This is a genomic window from Halorussus salinus, assembly GCF_004765815.2.
GTDB lineage: Archaea > Halobacteriota > Halobacteria > Halobacteriales > Haladaptataceae > Halorussus > Halorussus salinus.
This window is the reverse complement of sequence record NZ_SBIS02000007.1, coordinates 608,502-623,152: the sequence shown is the minus strand read 5'-3', so window position 1 is coordinate 623,152 and position 14,651 is coordinate 608,502. Positions and strand designations below refer to the sequence as shown.

Genomic DNA, 14,651 nt, shown 5'->3' with positions numbered 1-14,651 from the left:
AACACTTGTTCGTTCTTGTGGCAGGGGCCAGTTCGCGGGTCAGTCTTGTCCCTCGTGGTTCTCCTCGTAGAGTCGAGCGTACCGACGCCAGTTGTCCTTGACGAGATCTTCGGCCTCGAACAGCGAGTCTACGTCTACGTCGAAATCCTTCCGGTTCGCTCCGTCGGCCCGGTAGTAGCGGTCGAAGTGGACGGTACCCTCCTCGTGTTCGCTGTCGTCTATCTTCGCCACTTCGACGTATTCGCCGTTGGAACGGGTGTAGAACAGGACTACCGCGAACGACTCCCTGTCGTATACCTCCGGCTCGGCACGGACACCGATTTGATACTCCTTCGCCCGATAGCTTCCGACACCGTACCGATAATTGAACGTAGGCACGTACTCTCACTCGGGATAGCTCCGTCTCCGCTTTCGGTCACGACCGACCCGCAAGCTCCGGTCGGCGGCGGACCTGCAAACCAGCGTGTGCCCTCATGGTATTTGAAATTCGACCCGCCGAACGTTTATACCGTTGTGCGAAGAACTCAACAGTAAGAGGAGAGACTAATGTCTGAATCCACGCAACGCGACGCCACCGAGAACGCTCCCGAAGACGACGCCGAACGCGTAGAGCGTCGGGCACAGATGGCCAGAGCGCTGGCGATGGGTGGGATGGACGGTGCCCACGTCCTCAGTCACGAGAGCGCCGAACGAGTCCTGACCGAGAAGCGCCGCGAGTTGATCGACGTTCTCGACCGCGAGGAGGTCGAATCGGTCCGCGCACTCGCTCGGCGCGTCGAACGCGACAAGGCACAGGTCAGCCGCGACCTCGGCACGCTCGCGGAACACGGCGTCGTCGGTTTCGAAGCCGACGGTCGAGAGAAGCGGCCGTACCTCGAAAACGCGCACCTCGTCGTCGAGCCGATTCACTAATTTCGCGCGTCACCACGGCACGTCGGGTGTCCCGACGCGCTCGCGGCGCTCCTTGAGGTAGTAGAGCGCGAAGGGAACGCTGGCCGCGAATCCGGCCACGACCGGCCACGTCGGCGGGAGGTCGTACACCGCCGCCGCCACCGCGACGGCGACCAGCAGGACGATTCCGGGCGCGGCCAACAGCGCCTGTCGCATCGGGTTGGGTGCCCACTGCCCGCTCGTGCGGTTCACGTAGTCGGCGTCCCGGTAGACCGCCACCGGGAAGTACGCCGTCAGGAAGGCGAAGGGCACTCCGAGCGCGACCAGCGAGAGGTTCACGAGGTCGGTACCGAACCCGAACGCCTCCCACGACGAGGCGAGCGCGAGCCACCCGACCGTCAGGACCCAGAGGAGAAAGCCCGCGGGGATGGCGGCCACCCAGTACCAGTGGTGGGACTGGCGGCGTCGTATCCGGCCCCGGTTGGTCCGTTCACTGCTCATGGCGTCGTGTTAGGAACGAAGCGATAAACCGGTGTCGCACTCCGAACCGCGCCGTCAGGGCGTGCCGACGTGTTCGTGGCGTTTGTAGAGGTAGTAGCCGCTCACGACGGCCGGAACGACCGGCAGGAAGGCGGTGACGAAGGTCCCCAGCAGGTAGACGACCGGGTTCGGCGACCAGCGGCGGTCGGTGGCGCGCACGTAGACGGCATCTTTGTATATCGCAATCGGTAGCACGCCGCAGAGAAGTAGCGACAGTCCGAACTCCGGAAACGTCGCCATCGCCTCGTTCGACAGCTGGATTCCCGTCGAACCGACGAGTAACGTCGCCGTCGGAACGAGGACCATCGCGGCGAACGCTCCACCCACGCCGTACCACCAACCCCCACGGACCGCGGGCGGTTCGACGTAGTCGTGGCGCTTGAGGAGGTAGACGAGACCGGTCAGCGACGCGAGAAAGAGACCGCCGAGCGCGTACACCACCGGCGACGGGTCCCAGTCGGCGTCCGACTCGTACACTCGCGTCGCGTCGAAGTAGAGCGTCACTGCGAGCAACAGTCGGAGTGCGACTCCGACGACGAGCGAGAGGACCGCCAGCAGTGCTAACGTCTCGGCGAACTCGCCGCTCTCCACGCCGAGACCCGGAACGAAGAACCCGAGTCCGACTGCTCCGAACGTCGCGGGCCACCCGAGGACGCCCAGTTCGACTCCCGTCGCCCACCGGGACCGAACGGTCACGCGCCGCGTCTCGTCGGTCATCTACGCGCCGACTTCGGAGAGAAATATAAAATATTTGCCGGAACGCGGTCGGCGGACAGCGGCAATAATCGTGCGACGGTGGGCCGAACGGCTCGCGTGACCTACCCGCACAGCGACGCTACGTTACGGTGGTGGAGGTCACTACAATACGCCGGTCGCTACAGCGCTTCTTTGTACGCTTCCAGCGTCTCCGCTACGTCCTCCTCGGTGTGGGCGTAGCTGATGAACTGCGACTCGTACTGGTTGGCCGTCAGGAAGACGCCCTCGTCGCGCATCGCGGGCCAGAACAGGCGCTCCCACCGCTCGGTCTCGGCGGCGTTTACGTCTGCCTTGTTCTTCGGACAGTAGTCGAACCGGGGGCAGTCGGGGTCCTGTCGGCATCCGGCATCGCACTGGCCCTGCCGGTCGCGGGGGCCGTCGCGGGTGAAGACGACCTTGAACATGCTGTCGTAGCCCGTGACGGTGTACTCGGGCGCGTGGTCTTCGAGGAGGTCGGTCAGCCCCGAGCGCATCTGTTCGCCGAGGTCGGCGAGGTGGTCGTACACGTCGTTTTCGGCGGCGTAGCGGAGCATCTCCAGTCCGGCGGTCAGCGAGAGCGGGTGGCCCGAGTAGGTGCCCGCTTGGAACACGTCGCCGGTCGGCGTGAACGACTCCATGATTTCGGCGGGACCCCCGATTGCGCCCACGGGGAACCCGCCGCCGATGACCTTGGCGAACGTCGTCAGGTCGGGCGTGACGCCGAACTTGCCTTGGGCGCACTGAAGCCCGCCGACGCGGAACCCGGTCATCACCTCGTCGAAAATCAGGAGCGCGCCGTGGTCGTCGGTAATCTCGCGCAGGCTGTCGAGGTAGCCCTCTACAGGCCCGACCGACGCGCAGTTGCCCAGAATCGGCTCGGTGAGAATCGCCGCGATGTCGTCGCCGTGGGCCTCGAATACCTCGCGGACGGCCTCCGCGTCGTTGAAGGGGACGGTGATGGTCTCCTCGGCGAAGGATTGGGGAATCCCGGCCGAACTCGGGGACCCGGTGCCGCCGGTCTTGCCCTCCACGAGCGTCGATTCTTGGGCACCGTGGTAGCCGCCCTGCATCACGACCACCTTGTCTCGGCCGGTGTAGCCCCGCGCGAGGCGGACCGCGGAGGTGGTCGCCTCGGTGCCGGAGTTGACGAACCGGAGCATCTCGACGCTCTGGACGTGGCGCGCGATGAACTCCGCGAGTTCGACCTCGACCTCGGCGGGCGCGCCGTACATCGGCCCGTCCGAGAGTTGGGACTGAATCCTCGACTCGACCTCTTGGGGCAGGTCGTGGCCCAGAAGCAGGGGGCCGTAGCCCATCACGTAGTCTACGAACTTGTTCCCGTCGGCGTCCACGACGTGTGCGCCGTCGCCGCGCTCGACGAAGAAGGGGTAGGGTCGGACGGCCCGGACCGGGGAGTTGACCCCGCCGGGCAGAACCGAGAGCGCCCGGTCGTACAACTCGCGGGAGTTCGCGTCGTGCATGGTCCGGACTTCGGACTCCTGCGTGAAGTCCATTTCTGTCTCGGCGACCGACCGGTCACTCCTCGTCGTCGTCCCCGCCGAGCGAGCGACGAATCGCCGCCCTCCAACTCCGTCCGGCCGCGCGTCCGGGGTCGGCAAACGGGTCGTACGTGATGTCGTAGAGTCTCCTCCTCGCGGCCGCGGTGAGGTGGTCGCTCAGTTTCCCGGTCTTCCAGTACCAGCAGTCTACCGCCGCTACGAGTACCAACGCCGCCAGCAGGATGGCGGCCAGAACGCTGTCGAGGCCGTCGAGGGGCAACACCACGAAGTAGGTCAGAACCGGCACGATTGCCAGCGAGGAGGCGTAGAAGAGGTAGACGACCGAGTTCCCCGACAGCTCGATAGACCGTCCCATCTTCGTGTCCGGCAGTCAGTCGTCGGACGCACAATATCTTTCCGACCGATTCGTCCACTCCACGCCACGCCGAACCGGAGCGCGGATTTCGAGTCGTCGCGCGCTCGTCCCCGACACCCCGCGGCTTACAACAACTGTTATACTCCGACCGCTCCTCGGTTGGTCCAACATGGTCGATGCGCCACAGGAGCCACAGGAGAATCTGGACGAAGAACTCGACGACATCTCGGACGATTTGGAGGACGTAAAGACCGACGTGCGGGGACTCATCGACCAACTCCGCGACCAGACCGACGCGCCGCTCCGGCTCGCGGTCCGGTTCAGCGGCGACGAGTCGGACGTACTCTTCGTCCGCGAGGACGTGCGCGAGCAGTACACCGACGACGAACTCGAAGCGCGCATCGAGACCATCGTGATGAAGGGGCTGGGCGACCCGCCGCGCGAGCGACCGCTGTTCGACTTCGGGACGCTCGACGCAACGATTCGCTGGTACGAGAACGTGCAGGTCGCCCACTTCCCCTACCGGGAGTGGTCCGGGCTGGCGTTCGTCTTCGACCGGCGCGAGTCGCCCATCGTGGATTTGGCGAAACGGCACCTTCAGGACGAATAGGTCGGACTGCACGACGAGTCTCGTCTCTCCAGCCTCAGAACTCGGTCCACGTCTTCGGGCCGAAGTCGCCGCCGCGGACGCGCAACTGCTCGCCGTCGTCGGTCTCTCTGACTTCCACGAGCGCGTCGAACACCTGCATCAGTCGGTCGGCCGCCTGCCGGTCCCCGCGGACCGTATCGAGGGTGAACACGCCCGCGAAGCCGGAACTGGCGATGCGGCCGGTGACGACGTGGAGAAACTGGTAGACCCGACGCAGGTCGGCGTACATCAGGACCGGCGACAGCGAGTCGAAGCCGAGTCGGGCGCGCGCCAAGTCGTCGCGGTGGTAGAACTCCTGCATGAACCCCGAGAGTTCGATGCCGATGCCGGTCAGGTCGCCGGGGTCGGCGACGTACCGGACCGTCTCGGTCTCCCGGACGGCCTCGACCGACCGCCCCTTGCTCACGCAGTCCACGAACCGGAGGTCCCACGCCGCGGCGTCGTACCGCCGGTCGAACGCCTGCTTGAGTCGGGCCGCGCTCAGTTTCGTCGTCGCGAGGATGGCTCCTCGGTCGGGCGTGTCCAACAGTTCGAGCATCACCTCGCGCTTGCGCGTGAACGGCTCTCCGGCGACGAGGACGTTCGTCTCGTCGGCCAGCGATTCGGGCGACACGGGCAACGCGCCACCGGTCTCGGCGTCGGACACTGTTATCGGAACCTCCTCGGGACGAGTTTATAAAAATGGTACGTCCGTCCTCGTCCCGTTCGGGCGGGTCAGTCGGGACCCGATTCGAGCAGGTCGGGGTGCCCGGTCCGATTCGGCTCAGAGTTCCCGGTGTAGGTACGCGCCGAGCGCGCCGCCGAGCGCCCCGGCACCGACGAGGTAGCCAGCGACGACCACGAAGAGGAGAACCGCGAAGACGCTCGTGACTGCGAGAACTGGGTCCGCGCCGAGCAGGAGGAAGGCCGCGACGAACCACGCGAAGAAGAACGCCGGAACCGCCGCCAGCGCGCCGGAGATGGCACCGACCTTCGCGCCGTCTCCGAGGTCCGTCCCCTGCAAGTAGCCCGCGACCCCGCCGCCAGCGATGGCCGCGAACGGGAGCGCGGGCGCGGTGACGACCGTCACGACGGCACCGACGATAGCGTTCATCAGTGTGTTGGGGTCGTCGTCGGGCGGACGCCTGCCGGTAGCGGGAGGGCGGTCGGCGGACCGAGCGGTAGTCTGTTTCTCGACCATGGCGAGTGTTTCCCGGCGAGACGGGATATACGTTGGCTCCGGGCCGCGGCGCGCTACCAGTCGGGCACGTTCGAGATTCGCTGGGGGGAATCCCGAAAGATGCGTTCGAGACAGTCGTACGTGAACGTCGATAGCCCCTGCGCGACGTTCGGGTCCACGCTCACGATGGTTCCGTACTCCTCGCCCTGCGGGAAGTGAAGAATCGCGGCGTCGTCGTACAGCCGGACCGTGACGTGATGGTTTCCGGCGTAGAGGGTCCCCTCCTGCTTGGACTCGGTCGGCTCGGCTTCCCGGTACTGTCTGACCACCGCCTCGAAATTCGACGTTCCGCCGTAGGCCTCGGTAACGTCGGTTCGGACGTAGAGGAACCGGTAGTCGTCGCTGTCGTATCTGATGACGCCTCGCAGTGAATCTCCGGCCTTCGACCGCAGGAAATCGACGAGAGGCTCGCCGCCGTCGGTCACTTCCCCGTTGTTCATCGTGAATCGAGACTCGGACCGCGATAATAAACTTTCGCGGACCGGAAAGAGAGGAGGCGTTCGGGAGTGCGCTACACCGCTTCCGGACCGCGGACGCCGGTCCGGACCTGACAGGCGTCCTCGACCGGCACGACGAATATCTTGCCGTCGCCCGGCTCGCCCGTGTCGGCGGCCTCGCGGATGGCTTCGACTACCTCGTCGGCGGGCACGTCGGCGACGACGCACTCGACTTTGACCTTCTGGTGGAGGTCCACGGTGTACTCCTCGCCGCGCCACTGGCCGGTCTTGGCGGGCTGGCTCCCGCGGCCCGAGACGTTCGTGACCGTGAGGCTCGGCGCGCCTACTTGGGCGAGGGCGGTCTTGACGTTGCTGAGGCGGTCGGGCCGGACGACGGCCGTGACCATCTTGATCTTCCCCGCGTTGGGCGGGTCGCCCGCACCGTCCGCGCGGACGACACCGCTACCGTCAGTTCTGACCGCGCCCGCGTCCACGTCGGGCCCGCCGAACTCGGGGTAGGTGTCCACGCCGTGTTCCGCGATGTCGAGGCCCTCGCGCTCGTGTTCCGCGCTGACGCGGGCCTGTCCCAGCAGTTTCAACACGCCGAAGACGAGTCCGGTCCCGGCGACCGTCCACAGCGCGATGACCGAGACGCCGACCAGTTGGGCGACGAAGCTGACCTCGTAGCCCGGAATGGCGAAGAAGGGGAACGCGAGCGCCCCGAGGAGACCCGCCGAGCCGTGGACCGGAAAGACCGCGCACACGTCGTCTATCTTCAGCTTCTTCTCCACGAACTCGAAGACGACCGGAAGCTGTCCGCCAGCCAGCAGGCCGACGACTAGCGCGCCGACCCACGTAATCCCGTTCGTGTTGCTGGTGATGCCGACCAGTCCGGCCAACATTCCGTTGGCGACGTAGAGCGTATCGACTTTCTTCGTCTTGACCAGCGAGACGGCGCTCGCGCCGATTGCACCCGCGGCCATGCCCAGCGTGGTGGTCAGCGCGACGCGGCCCACCGTGTCGGCGAACGCGCCGAGCGCGAGCGTCCCGTTCTCGACCACGAAGACGCTCGCGGCCGTGCCGACGTTGAAGCCGTACCAGCCGAAACAGAGGATGAGCGTCCCGAGTACCGCGAAGGTGATGGAGTGGCCGGGGATGACGTTGACCGAGCCGTCGTCGTCGTAGCGGTCCATCCGGGGGCCGAGAATCCACGCCGCGGTCAGGCCCGCGATGCCGCCCATCCCGTGGACGATGACGCCGCCCGCGAAGTCCTGAAAGCCCGGTCCGATGTCGTTCAGGAAGCCGCCAGCCCACGTGAAGCCGACGACGACCGGGTAGATGACCGCCGCCAGCAGGACGGTGTAGCTCACGTAGGCCCGGAGCTTCGCGCGGCCCGCGACAGCGCCGGAGACGATGGTCGCCGCGGTCATGGCGAACACCGCGCCGAAGAGCCAGCCTATCCACGAGTCCGAGCCGCCCGAGACGTAGGCGAAGGGGTCGGCGGCCCCGCCGACGACCGACGAGATGCCCGCGCCGACGAGGAAGTAGACCAGCACGCCGACGCTCCACGTCAGCATGTTCTTCGTCAACTGGTTGGCGACGTTCTTCGACCGAACCTGCCCGGCCTCCAGCATCGCGAAGCCCGCGTGCATGAAGAAGATGAGGAAGGTCACGGTCAGGACCCAGACGTTGTTGACCCCGCTGGCTATCGACGAGGGGTCCACCTGCATGGGTGCATCTAGCATCTCTCTCCCTCCTCGGTCGGCATCTCCACCAAATCGTCTGGACGACTGTTCAGGAATATCTCGAATTCCACCGAGTTCGTGTGTTCGCTCACGATATAGTGTGACGGCAAAGCAGTACATAAGGGTAAGTGTTGAAGATATACAGAATATCGTGTCTGCGGTAGACGACCGTCCGATTTAAAATCGGATAATACGGATATAAGGTTGTATTCCGTCCAGAAAGCGGACGTTCGGGCGGTCGATTTCCTGACGTTCGTAGGCCGGGGTCCGCGACTGGCAGGGTATCCCACGAGTCGGCGACGCGCGCGAGAAACCGAGCATCTCGGGCGTCGAAACGTCAGTCGAGTCGTGACTCCTCGAACGCCGTCCCGCGTCGGCGCTCTACGAACCGGAGAACGAGTTCGGTCATCTGGTACGGGTACTTCGGAAAGTCGTCTCTGTCTATCGCCCGTTCGCAGTCCGGCGGTTCGTGGAAGTGGTCTCTGGAGTTGTGGTCGTTCGGGTGCCGGTCCCATCGACACCGGTAATCGTCGGCCTCTCGGTCCCAGACCTCACGATACGTGGCGAAGAAGTCTCCGCTTATCAGTACCTCGAACTCGACCGATACTTGTCGGACTTCACTCGGGTAATAGTCGGATTCGAGTTCGATGACCGCCTTCTTCGGTTTATTTCGCGGTCGGACAGCGATAGCCGTCACCCAAGTTAGTCCTCGCCACTCGTCGGCGATGTCGCGCAACACCCGGTCGTCTACTGGCGCTCGACTCACGACGCTAGTTAGACTATTTTGACTACACAATTTAAATATACTTATTCCGAAATCCGGAGACGGTTTCCGGAACTATCGTCCCGCGGAGCAGTCGAACCGAGGTCGAGTTCGTTTCGGAGCGCGGCCGCCACGTCGTCCATCCGGTCGCGGACGCTCTGCCACCGTCGGATTTTCTCCGCCGACTCTCCCGCATTCTCGTACCCTCCACTCAAAATATCTACGTCTCTGGGCGAATCCACGTCGAACTCCTCGGCGAACTGCTCGTCTTCCTCCGCGAGTTCGCTTAGGGTCTCCTGTAGCTCTTCGACGGACTGCTCGCGCTGGAGCGTATCGACCCTGAGCCAGTCGAAGTACGACTCGTTCCGGACGAACGTCTCCGGGTTCTTTCCGGTCCGGACAAGCACGTTCCAGTTCTCGAAGTGGTTCAGATGCTTTCTGGCGGTCTCTTTCGACACGTCGGCGTTGTCTGCGACTTCCGCCACGGTAGTCTTCTCGGTCAGATTCGGGACGAGTATCGACACACGGTCCAAGGCGCTCCGACTCTCCGTTTTCGCTCGGTAGTCGTCCAGCGGCGACGGAACGGACGGTTCGCCAGTGTGTTCAGCCATTACAGGATTATTTGAGCTACTACTGATTATATTTTGTGCAGGCCGATTTCTTGGCGGACGAGGAGTGATATTACTGAAGCCGACGAAAAGGGCCGCTCGGCGATTCAAAGCTGTTCCGCCACGTCCTCCGCGAAGTACGTCAGAATCAGGTCCGCGCCCGCCCGCTTGATGGACACCAGCGACTCCATCGCCACCTCCTCCAAGTCGAGCCACCCCTTCTCGCTGGCGGCGTGGAGCATCGCGTACTCCCCGGAGACGTTGTAGGCCGCGACTGGACGGTCGAACTCCTCGCGGAGGTCGGCCACGATGTCGAGATAGGGGAGCGCGGGCTTGACCATCAGCACGTCCGCGCCCTGTTCGACATCGAGACTGACCTCGCGGCTGGCCTCCCGGCGGTTCGCGGGGTCCATCTGGTAGTGTCGCCGGTCGCCGAACTGGGGCGCGCCGTCGGCCGCGTCGCGGAAGGGACCGTAGAACGCCGACTCGTACTTCGCGGCGTAGCTCATGATTGGCACGTCCGGGAAGCCCGCGGCGTCCAGCGATTCCCGAATCGCGCCGACCATCCCGTCCATCATGCCCGAGGGCGCGACCATCTCTGCGCCAGCCTCGGCGTGGGAGGTCGCAATCTTCCCGAGCAAGTCTAGCGTCTCGTCGTTCTTCACCGTGAGGCGGGCCTCGCGCTCGCTCAGACTCTCGCTTACGTTTTCTTCCAGTACGCCGCAGTGGCCGTGACTCGTGTACTCACAGAGGCACACGTCCGTGATGACGTAGGCGTCGGTTTCGCTCGTGACGCGCCGCGTCGCCTCCTGCACCACGCCGTCGTCGGCCCACGCCCGAGTCCCGCGCTCGTCTTTCGACTCGGGGATGCCGAAGAGCATGACCGCCTCGACGCCGGTTTCGAGTACCTCCTCGACGCGCGCGACGGCCTCCTCGACCGGGACGCGCTCGTGGCCCGGCATCGTCTCGATAGGGACTCGCTGGTCGGTCGTCGCGTCCACGAACACGGGCGCGATGAGGTCGCTGGCGTCTACGTCGGTCTCGCTGACCATCTCGCGGATTCCGTCCCGCCGGAGGCGGCGGGGCCGGTCGGTGAGGTCCATGTCGGCACTTGCGCCGCGGGTCTCAAAACCGCGTCGCTCGCGGCGACCCCTTCGCGGCGATTCGCCGGTCTCCTCGGCGTCGATTCACCGCTCCTGTTCGGGGTCCGTCGGCGATTCCTACTCGGTCGGGGTCACAACGCATTTACTACGCCCAGTCGATACGACACTCACGAATGCTGTCCCCGCCCGCTCTCGTCGCTCCCGACGCGCCAGTCGCGCTCGGGTTCGTCGTAATCGTCCTCGGAGGCGTGTTGCTGTCGAACGCGACCGAACCCGGCCGCGTCCGGGAGTTTCTGGCCGACAACGGCGTCGTCCTACTGACCGTGGGCATCGTCCTCGCGGCAGTGGTCGGCGTCGGCCTGTTCTTCGTCGGCAACGAGGAGCTAGCCCGAGCGTGGCTCGACCAGTACGGCCTGCTCGCGCTGTTTCTCATCCTCATCTTGGAGGGCGCGATGCTCCTCTATTTCGCGCCGAGCGAGAGCCTCGTCCCCATCGGGGTCACCTTGCTGGCCGACTCCGCGAGCGACTACGACGCCATCGCCGCGGTCATCCTCGTCGCGGTCGTCGGCGCGACCATCGGCCAGTTCGCGCTGTTCTCGCTGGCCAAGCGGGGCGGCCGCGAGTACCTGCTGAAAAAGCGGTGGTTCCGAATCGACGAGGAGCAACTCGACCGCTTCGACGGCTGGTTCCAGAAGTGGGGCCGAATCATCGTCCCGGTCAGCAACGCCCTGCTGTTCACTCGCGGGATGCTCACCGTTCCGGCCGGGTTCGCCGAGATGCGCGACTGGGAGTTCGTTCTCCTCTCGGCGCTGGGCACGCTCGTCTTCCAGTCGTGGCTCGCGGTGGCCGCGCTCTATTTGGCCGGGCAGGGCTTCTTCGGGTTCCTCTAACCCCGGTCGTTCTCTGCTCCCGACGAACTCCTCGTGCTATCCCCGCGCGTTTCTCTCCGAACTGGTAGGCGTCAGACCTAACAACGCTCGGTTCGTAGGTCGATTTGCGCTCGCGTGCCGATTCATCGCGTGCCATGCAATGAACTCACGCGAGCGCACCTCTGCCGCGATGGGTGCGGCAGTCGTCGTTTTTGGGCGAACCTTCAAATACGAAAACGGACAACAGTTTGATAGCATGAGTTCGTCGGTGGACGTTTCGGACCGGACGAAGCGACGATTAGAGCAACTGCAAGCGGCGGTCGAGGAGGCCACCGGCCGGGAGGTGAGCCAGCGGGAACTCCTCGACCGACTCGTCGGCGAGGGGTACGACTCGAAGGCGGCGTTCGTCGCGTCGTTCCGCGACGCGGGTGAGTCCGATTCCGACGACTGGGAAGGTCTCTCGGAAGATGAGCGGGACGCCTTTCTCGCAGGAACGAGCGACTGGGGCGTCGAAACCTCCGAAGACGAGATAGACCGGACGCTGTACGGGAAATGAGCGTCGTCATCGACACCGGCGTCTTCTGCGCCGTCCAGAACGAACGCGAATCACGAGATAGCGACGGCGGCGCTGTCGAGAGTTACGTCCGGCGAGTTCGGTCGTCCGTACACGACGGATTACGTTTACGACGAGACGGTGACGCTCGTTCGTAGCCGAACGAACAGTTTCCGGGAGGCGGCCGTCGTCGGAGACCGAATTCTCGGCCGCGACCGATACCCCGACGCGATAGATTTCGTCACCATCTCCGAGGAGTTGTTCGACCGGTCGGTCGCGGTCTTCGACCGCTACCGGGACCACGACCTCAGTTTCACCGACGCGTCCACGGTTGCGCTGATAGAAGAACACGGTTTCGACGCGGTGCTGGCGTTCGACGACGATTTCGACGGTCTCGTTCCGCGACTCGACCCGGCGGAAATCGCGGCGTAGTCGGTCGCGGTTCGGTCGGTCGAATTGGTTGGTCGGATTCGGTCGGTCCCAGTTCAGTCCGCCGCGACTTCGACCTGCTCTTTCCGGCCGATGGCCTCCACGAGGAGTTCCGACACGTCCACGATGTCGATGTCCTCCTCGTAGCCGCCGGTCTTGCGGCCGTCCTCGTACATCGTCATGCACATCGGGCAGGCGACGACGAACTTCTCGACGCGGCCTCCCGCGTCGGTGTCGTTCAGCGCCTCGCGCAGGCGCTCCTCGCTCGGCTTGGGGTCCTCCTCGAAGTCCATCCAGAGGCCGCCACCGCCGCCGCCACAACAGAACGAATCGTCGCGGTTGCGGGGCATCTCGTCCAGCTCACAGCCCGTCGCTTTCACGATTTCGCGGGGTGCCTCGTACTCGTCGTTGTACCGGCCGAGGTGACAGGGGTCGTGGTAGGTGACGGTGTAGTCGAGTTCGTTGCCCGAGAGACCCAACTTGCGGAACAGGTTCTCGACGACCTGCGTGTAGTGGAACACGTCGTCTTCGGTCCAGTCGCACTCCTCGAACTCGGGATACTCGTTCTTGAAGGTGTTGTAGCTGTGGGGGTCCGTGCAGACGATTTTGTCGTAGTCGCAGTTCTGGATGGCCTCGGCGTTGTCCTCGACCAGCATCTCGTAGAGGCCCTCCTCGCCGACGCGGCGCACGTCGTTGCCGTCGGCCTGCTCGTCGTCGTAGAGGATGCCGTACTCGACGCCGGACTCCTCGAGGATGGTCGCCAACGAGCGGGCCACCTTCCGGTTGCGCTCGTCGAAGCTCGGGTAGTCGCCGACGTACCACAGATACTCGACGGATTCGTCGCGCGCGTCGGGAATCTCGAAGTCCAACTCGTCGGCCCAGTCGGGGCGCTTGCGCTGGGGTTCGCCGAACGTGTTGCCGTTCTGGAACACGTTCATCATCGCGTCTTGGACGTTTTTGTCCATCTGGCCCGACTCGGTGAGCCGCCGGTTCATCTGCGTGAACTGCTCGACGTGTTCGATTTCGACGGGACAGGCGTCCATGCAGGCCATGCACGACATGCAGGACTCCATCGTCTCCGAATTGATGACCGAGGCACCGCCGTCGGCGATGATGTCTTTCTCCTCGGTCCGGCCCGCTTCGAGGTCCTCGCGGTACTGTTTCAGGTCGAGAATCACGTCGCGGGGGTCGAGCGGTCGGCCCGAGGCCTTCGCGGGACAGACCGACGAACAGCGACCGCACTTCGTACAGGCGTCGTGGTCGAGCAGTTCCTTCCACGAGAAGTCCTCGATGGAGCCGTGACCGATCTCCTCGGGGCTGGCGTCGTCCGGAACGCCGGGGAGGCGCTTGCCCGCCTTCTCGTCGCGCGTGACGACGTTGGCGAAGCTCGAAATCATGTGGAACGGTTTGGCGTAGGGAATCGCGGCGACGAACGCGAGCGCCAACAGCGCGTGAGACCACCAGATGACGGGGTAGGCCGCGGTCGCCATCGCGGGGGTCACGCCCGCGACCTGCAACACGTCGTAGACGAACCAACCGACGAAGCTCACCGTCTCGAAGGACACGTCGCGGGTCGCGCTCGTGCCGAGGATGCGGACGCCCTCGGTGAGATAGCCGCCGACGCCGAGCAGGAAGAGCGTCCAGACGAACAGGTCGTCCTCCGTCGAGGTGTGCTTGCCCCAGAGGCGACCCTCCCGGACCCAGTAGCGACGGTAGATGGCCATGCCGACGCCGACGACGAACAGCAGTCCCATCGCGTCCATCACCAGCGAGTACGAAAGGTAGAACGCGCCCTCGAAGAACGAGGGCTGGCCGAGCGCCTTCGTCCAGATGTCCATGTCTATCATCAGAATCGTCGTCCCGATGAGGAGGGTCAGGAAGCCCCAGAAGATGAACGCGTGCATCAGACCTCCGTAGAGGTCCCGGTCGAACTGCTTCTGGTTCGAGAAGACGATTTTCGTCGCGGAGACGATGCGCCCCGTGAGGTCGTCGAGGCGGTCGAACCACGATTCGGTCCCCTGCGCGTAGGTCGCGAATCGCTGGTAGGCCCCGACGGCGAAGATGGCTATCGCCACCGCCGCGAGGTAGTAGAAGATGGCCTCGCCCAGATGGCCGATCTTCCAAAACGTGGGGCGGGTGGCCTCGCTCCCCGCCTGCGCCAGCACAAATTTTGCCATGTTGTACACGGGGCACAGGATTCGCTTAAGTTTTACCGACTCAGCCCGCTTCCCCGGC

18 protein-coding genes are annotated in these 14,651 nt (G+C 64.7%); 5 read left to right on the top strand and 13 right to left on the bottom strand.

The annotated features are described in order from the left end of the window. Window positions 1–39 precede the first annotated feature (39 nt). Entirely contained in the window at window positions 40–378 is a 339-nt protein-coding gene (locus tag EPL00_RS16760; RefSeq protein ID WP_135853299.1) for a DUF7718 family protein, read from the bottom strand. 168 nt (window positions 379–546) lie between these two features. Between EPL00_RS16760 and EPL00_RS23860 the strand changes: the two genes are divergently transcribed. After that, window positions 547–912 (top strand): HVO_A0114 family putative DNA-binding protein, encoded by a 366-nt coding sequence (locus EPL00_RS23860; RefSeq protein WP_238398226.1) that lies wholly within the window; start codon window positions 547–549, stop codon window positions 910–912. A 9-nt stretch (window positions 913–921) separates the two neighbouring features. Here the strand turns inward: EPL00_RS23860 and EPL00_RS16750 are convergent, their stop codons facing one another. From EPL00_RS16750 to EPL00_RS16735, 4 genes are all read right to left on the bottom strand, one after another. Next, a complete protein-coding gene (locus EPL00_RS16750; RefSeq protein ID WP_135853300.1) occupies window positions 922–1,392 on the bottom strand; it encodes a hypothetical protein in 471 nt (156 codons plus the stop codon). A 54-nt stretch (window positions 1,393–1,446) separates the two neighbouring features. Then, window positions 1,447–2,148, bottom strand: coding sequence for a hypothetical protein (locus EPL00_RS16745; RefSeq protein WP_135853301.1), 702 nt, complete (start codon window positions 2,146–2,148; stop codon window positions 1,447–1,449). A 158-nt stretch (window positions 2,149–2,306) separates the two neighbouring features. Continuing rightward, a complete protein-coding gene (gene hemL / locus EPL00_RS16740) occupies window positions 2,307–3,647 on the bottom strand; it encodes a glutamate-1-semialdehyde 2,1-aminomutase (protein ID WP_135853835.1) in 1,341 nt (446 codons plus the stop codon). A 55-nt stretch (window positions 3,648–3,702) separates the two neighbouring features. Beyond that, complete coding sequence (locus tag EPL00_RS16735) at window positions 3,703–4,041, bottom strand: hypothetical protein (RefSeq protein ID WP_135853302.1); 339 nt, start codon at window positions 4,039–4,041, stop codon at window positions 3,703–3,705. 169 nt (window positions 4,042–4,210) lie between these two features. On the opposite strand from EPL00_RS16735, the gene EPL00_RS16730 reads away from it, so the two are divergent. Further along, the gene (locus EPL00_RS16730) at window positions 4,211–4,651 is read left to right on the top strand and encodes a hypothetical protein (protein WP_135853303.1); all 441 of its coding nucleotides are present in this window, start codon (window positions 4,211–4,213) and stop codon (window positions 4,649–4,651) included. Window positions 4,652–4,685: 34 nt separating this feature from the next. Here EPL00_RS16730 and EPL00_RS16725 read toward each other — a convergent pair whose 3' ends face one another. The 7 genes from EPL00_RS16725 to hemB form a co-directional block, all read right to left on the bottom strand. Beyond that, on the bottom strand, window positions 4,686–5,336 hold the full coding sequence (locus EPL00_RS16725) for a DUF7504 family protein (protein ID WP_135853304.1): 651 nt from the start codon (window positions 5,334–5,336) through the stop codon (window positions 4,686–4,688). A gap of 117 nt (window positions 5,337–5,453) precedes the next feature. After that, the gene (locus EPL00_RS16720; RefSeq protein WP_162224248.1) at window positions 5,454–5,870 is read right to left on the bottom strand and encodes a DUF5518 domain-containing protein; all 417 of its coding nucleotides are present in this window, start codon (window positions 5,868–5,870) and stop codon (window positions 5,454–5,456) included. Window positions 5,871–5,923: 53 nt separating this feature from the next. Continuing rightward, entirely contained in the window at window positions 5,924–6,349 is a 426-nt protein-coding gene (locus EPL00_RS16715) for a DUF7522 family protein (protein ID WP_135853305.1), read from the bottom strand. Window positions 6,350–6,420: 71 nt separating this feature from the next. Continuing rightward, on the bottom strand, window positions 6,421–8,091 hold the full coding sequence (locus EPL00_RS16710) for an ammonium transporter (RefSeq protein ID WP_238398225.1): 1,671 nt from the start codon (window positions 8,089–8,091) through the stop codon (window positions 6,421–6,423). A gap of 337 nt (window positions 8,092–8,428) precedes the next feature. Next, a complete protein-coding gene (locus EPL00_RS16705; protein ID WP_135853306.1) occupies window positions 8,429–8,857 on the bottom strand; it encodes a hypothetical protein in 429 nt (142 codons plus the stop codon). A 41-nt stretch (window positions 8,858–8,898) separates the two neighbouring features. Continuing rightward, window positions 8,899–9,465 (bottom strand): DUF7342 family protein, encoded by a 567-nt coding sequence (locus tag EPL00_RS16700; RefSeq protein ID WP_135853307.1) that lies wholly within the window; start codon window positions 9,463–9,465, stop codon window positions 8,899–8,901. A 104-nt stretch (window positions 9,466–9,569) separates the two neighbouring features. Beyond that, window positions 9,570–10,565: a porphobilinogen synthase gene (gene hemB / locus EPL00_RS16695; protein ID WP_135853308.1), complete on the bottom strand. Its 996-nt coding sequence runs from the start codon at window positions 10,563–10,565 to the stop codon at window positions 9,570–9,572. Window positions 10,566–10,738: 173 nt separating this feature from the next. Here hemB and EPL00_RS16690 point away from each other — a divergent pair, with 173 nt between their 5' ends. From EPL00_RS16690 to EPL00_RS16680, 3 genes are all read left to right on the top strand, one after another. Further along, window positions 10,739–11,455: a DedA family protein gene (locus EPL00_RS16690; protein ID WP_135853309.1), complete on the top strand. Its 717-nt coding sequence runs from the start codon at window positions 10,739–10,741 to the stop codon at window positions 11,453–11,455. A gap of 235 nt (window positions 11,456–11,690) precedes the next feature. Beyond that, window positions 11,691–11,990 (top strand): hypothetical protein, encoded by a 300-nt coding sequence (locus EPL00_RS16685; protein ID WP_135853310.1) that lies wholly within the window; start codon window positions 11,691–11,693, stop codon window positions 11,988–11,990. Between the two features lie 57 nt (window positions 11,991–12,047). Next, the gene (locus EPL00_RS16680; RefSeq protein WP_394352081.1) at window positions 12,048–12,419 is read left to right on the top strand and encodes a type II toxin-antitoxin system VapC family toxin; all 372 of its coding nucleotides are present in this window, start codon (window positions 12,048–12,050) and stop codon (window positions 12,417–12,419) included. 53 nt (window positions 12,420–12,472) lie between these two features. Here the strand turns inward: EPL00_RS16680 and EPL00_RS16675 are convergent, their stop codons facing one another. Next, complete coding sequence (locus tag EPL00_RS16675; protein WP_135853311.1) at window positions 12,473–14,593, bottom strand: (Fe-S)-binding protein; 2,121 nt, start codon at window positions 14,591–14,593, stop codon at window positions 12,473–12,475. Between the last annotated feature and the right edge of the window lie 58 nt (window positions 14,594–14,651).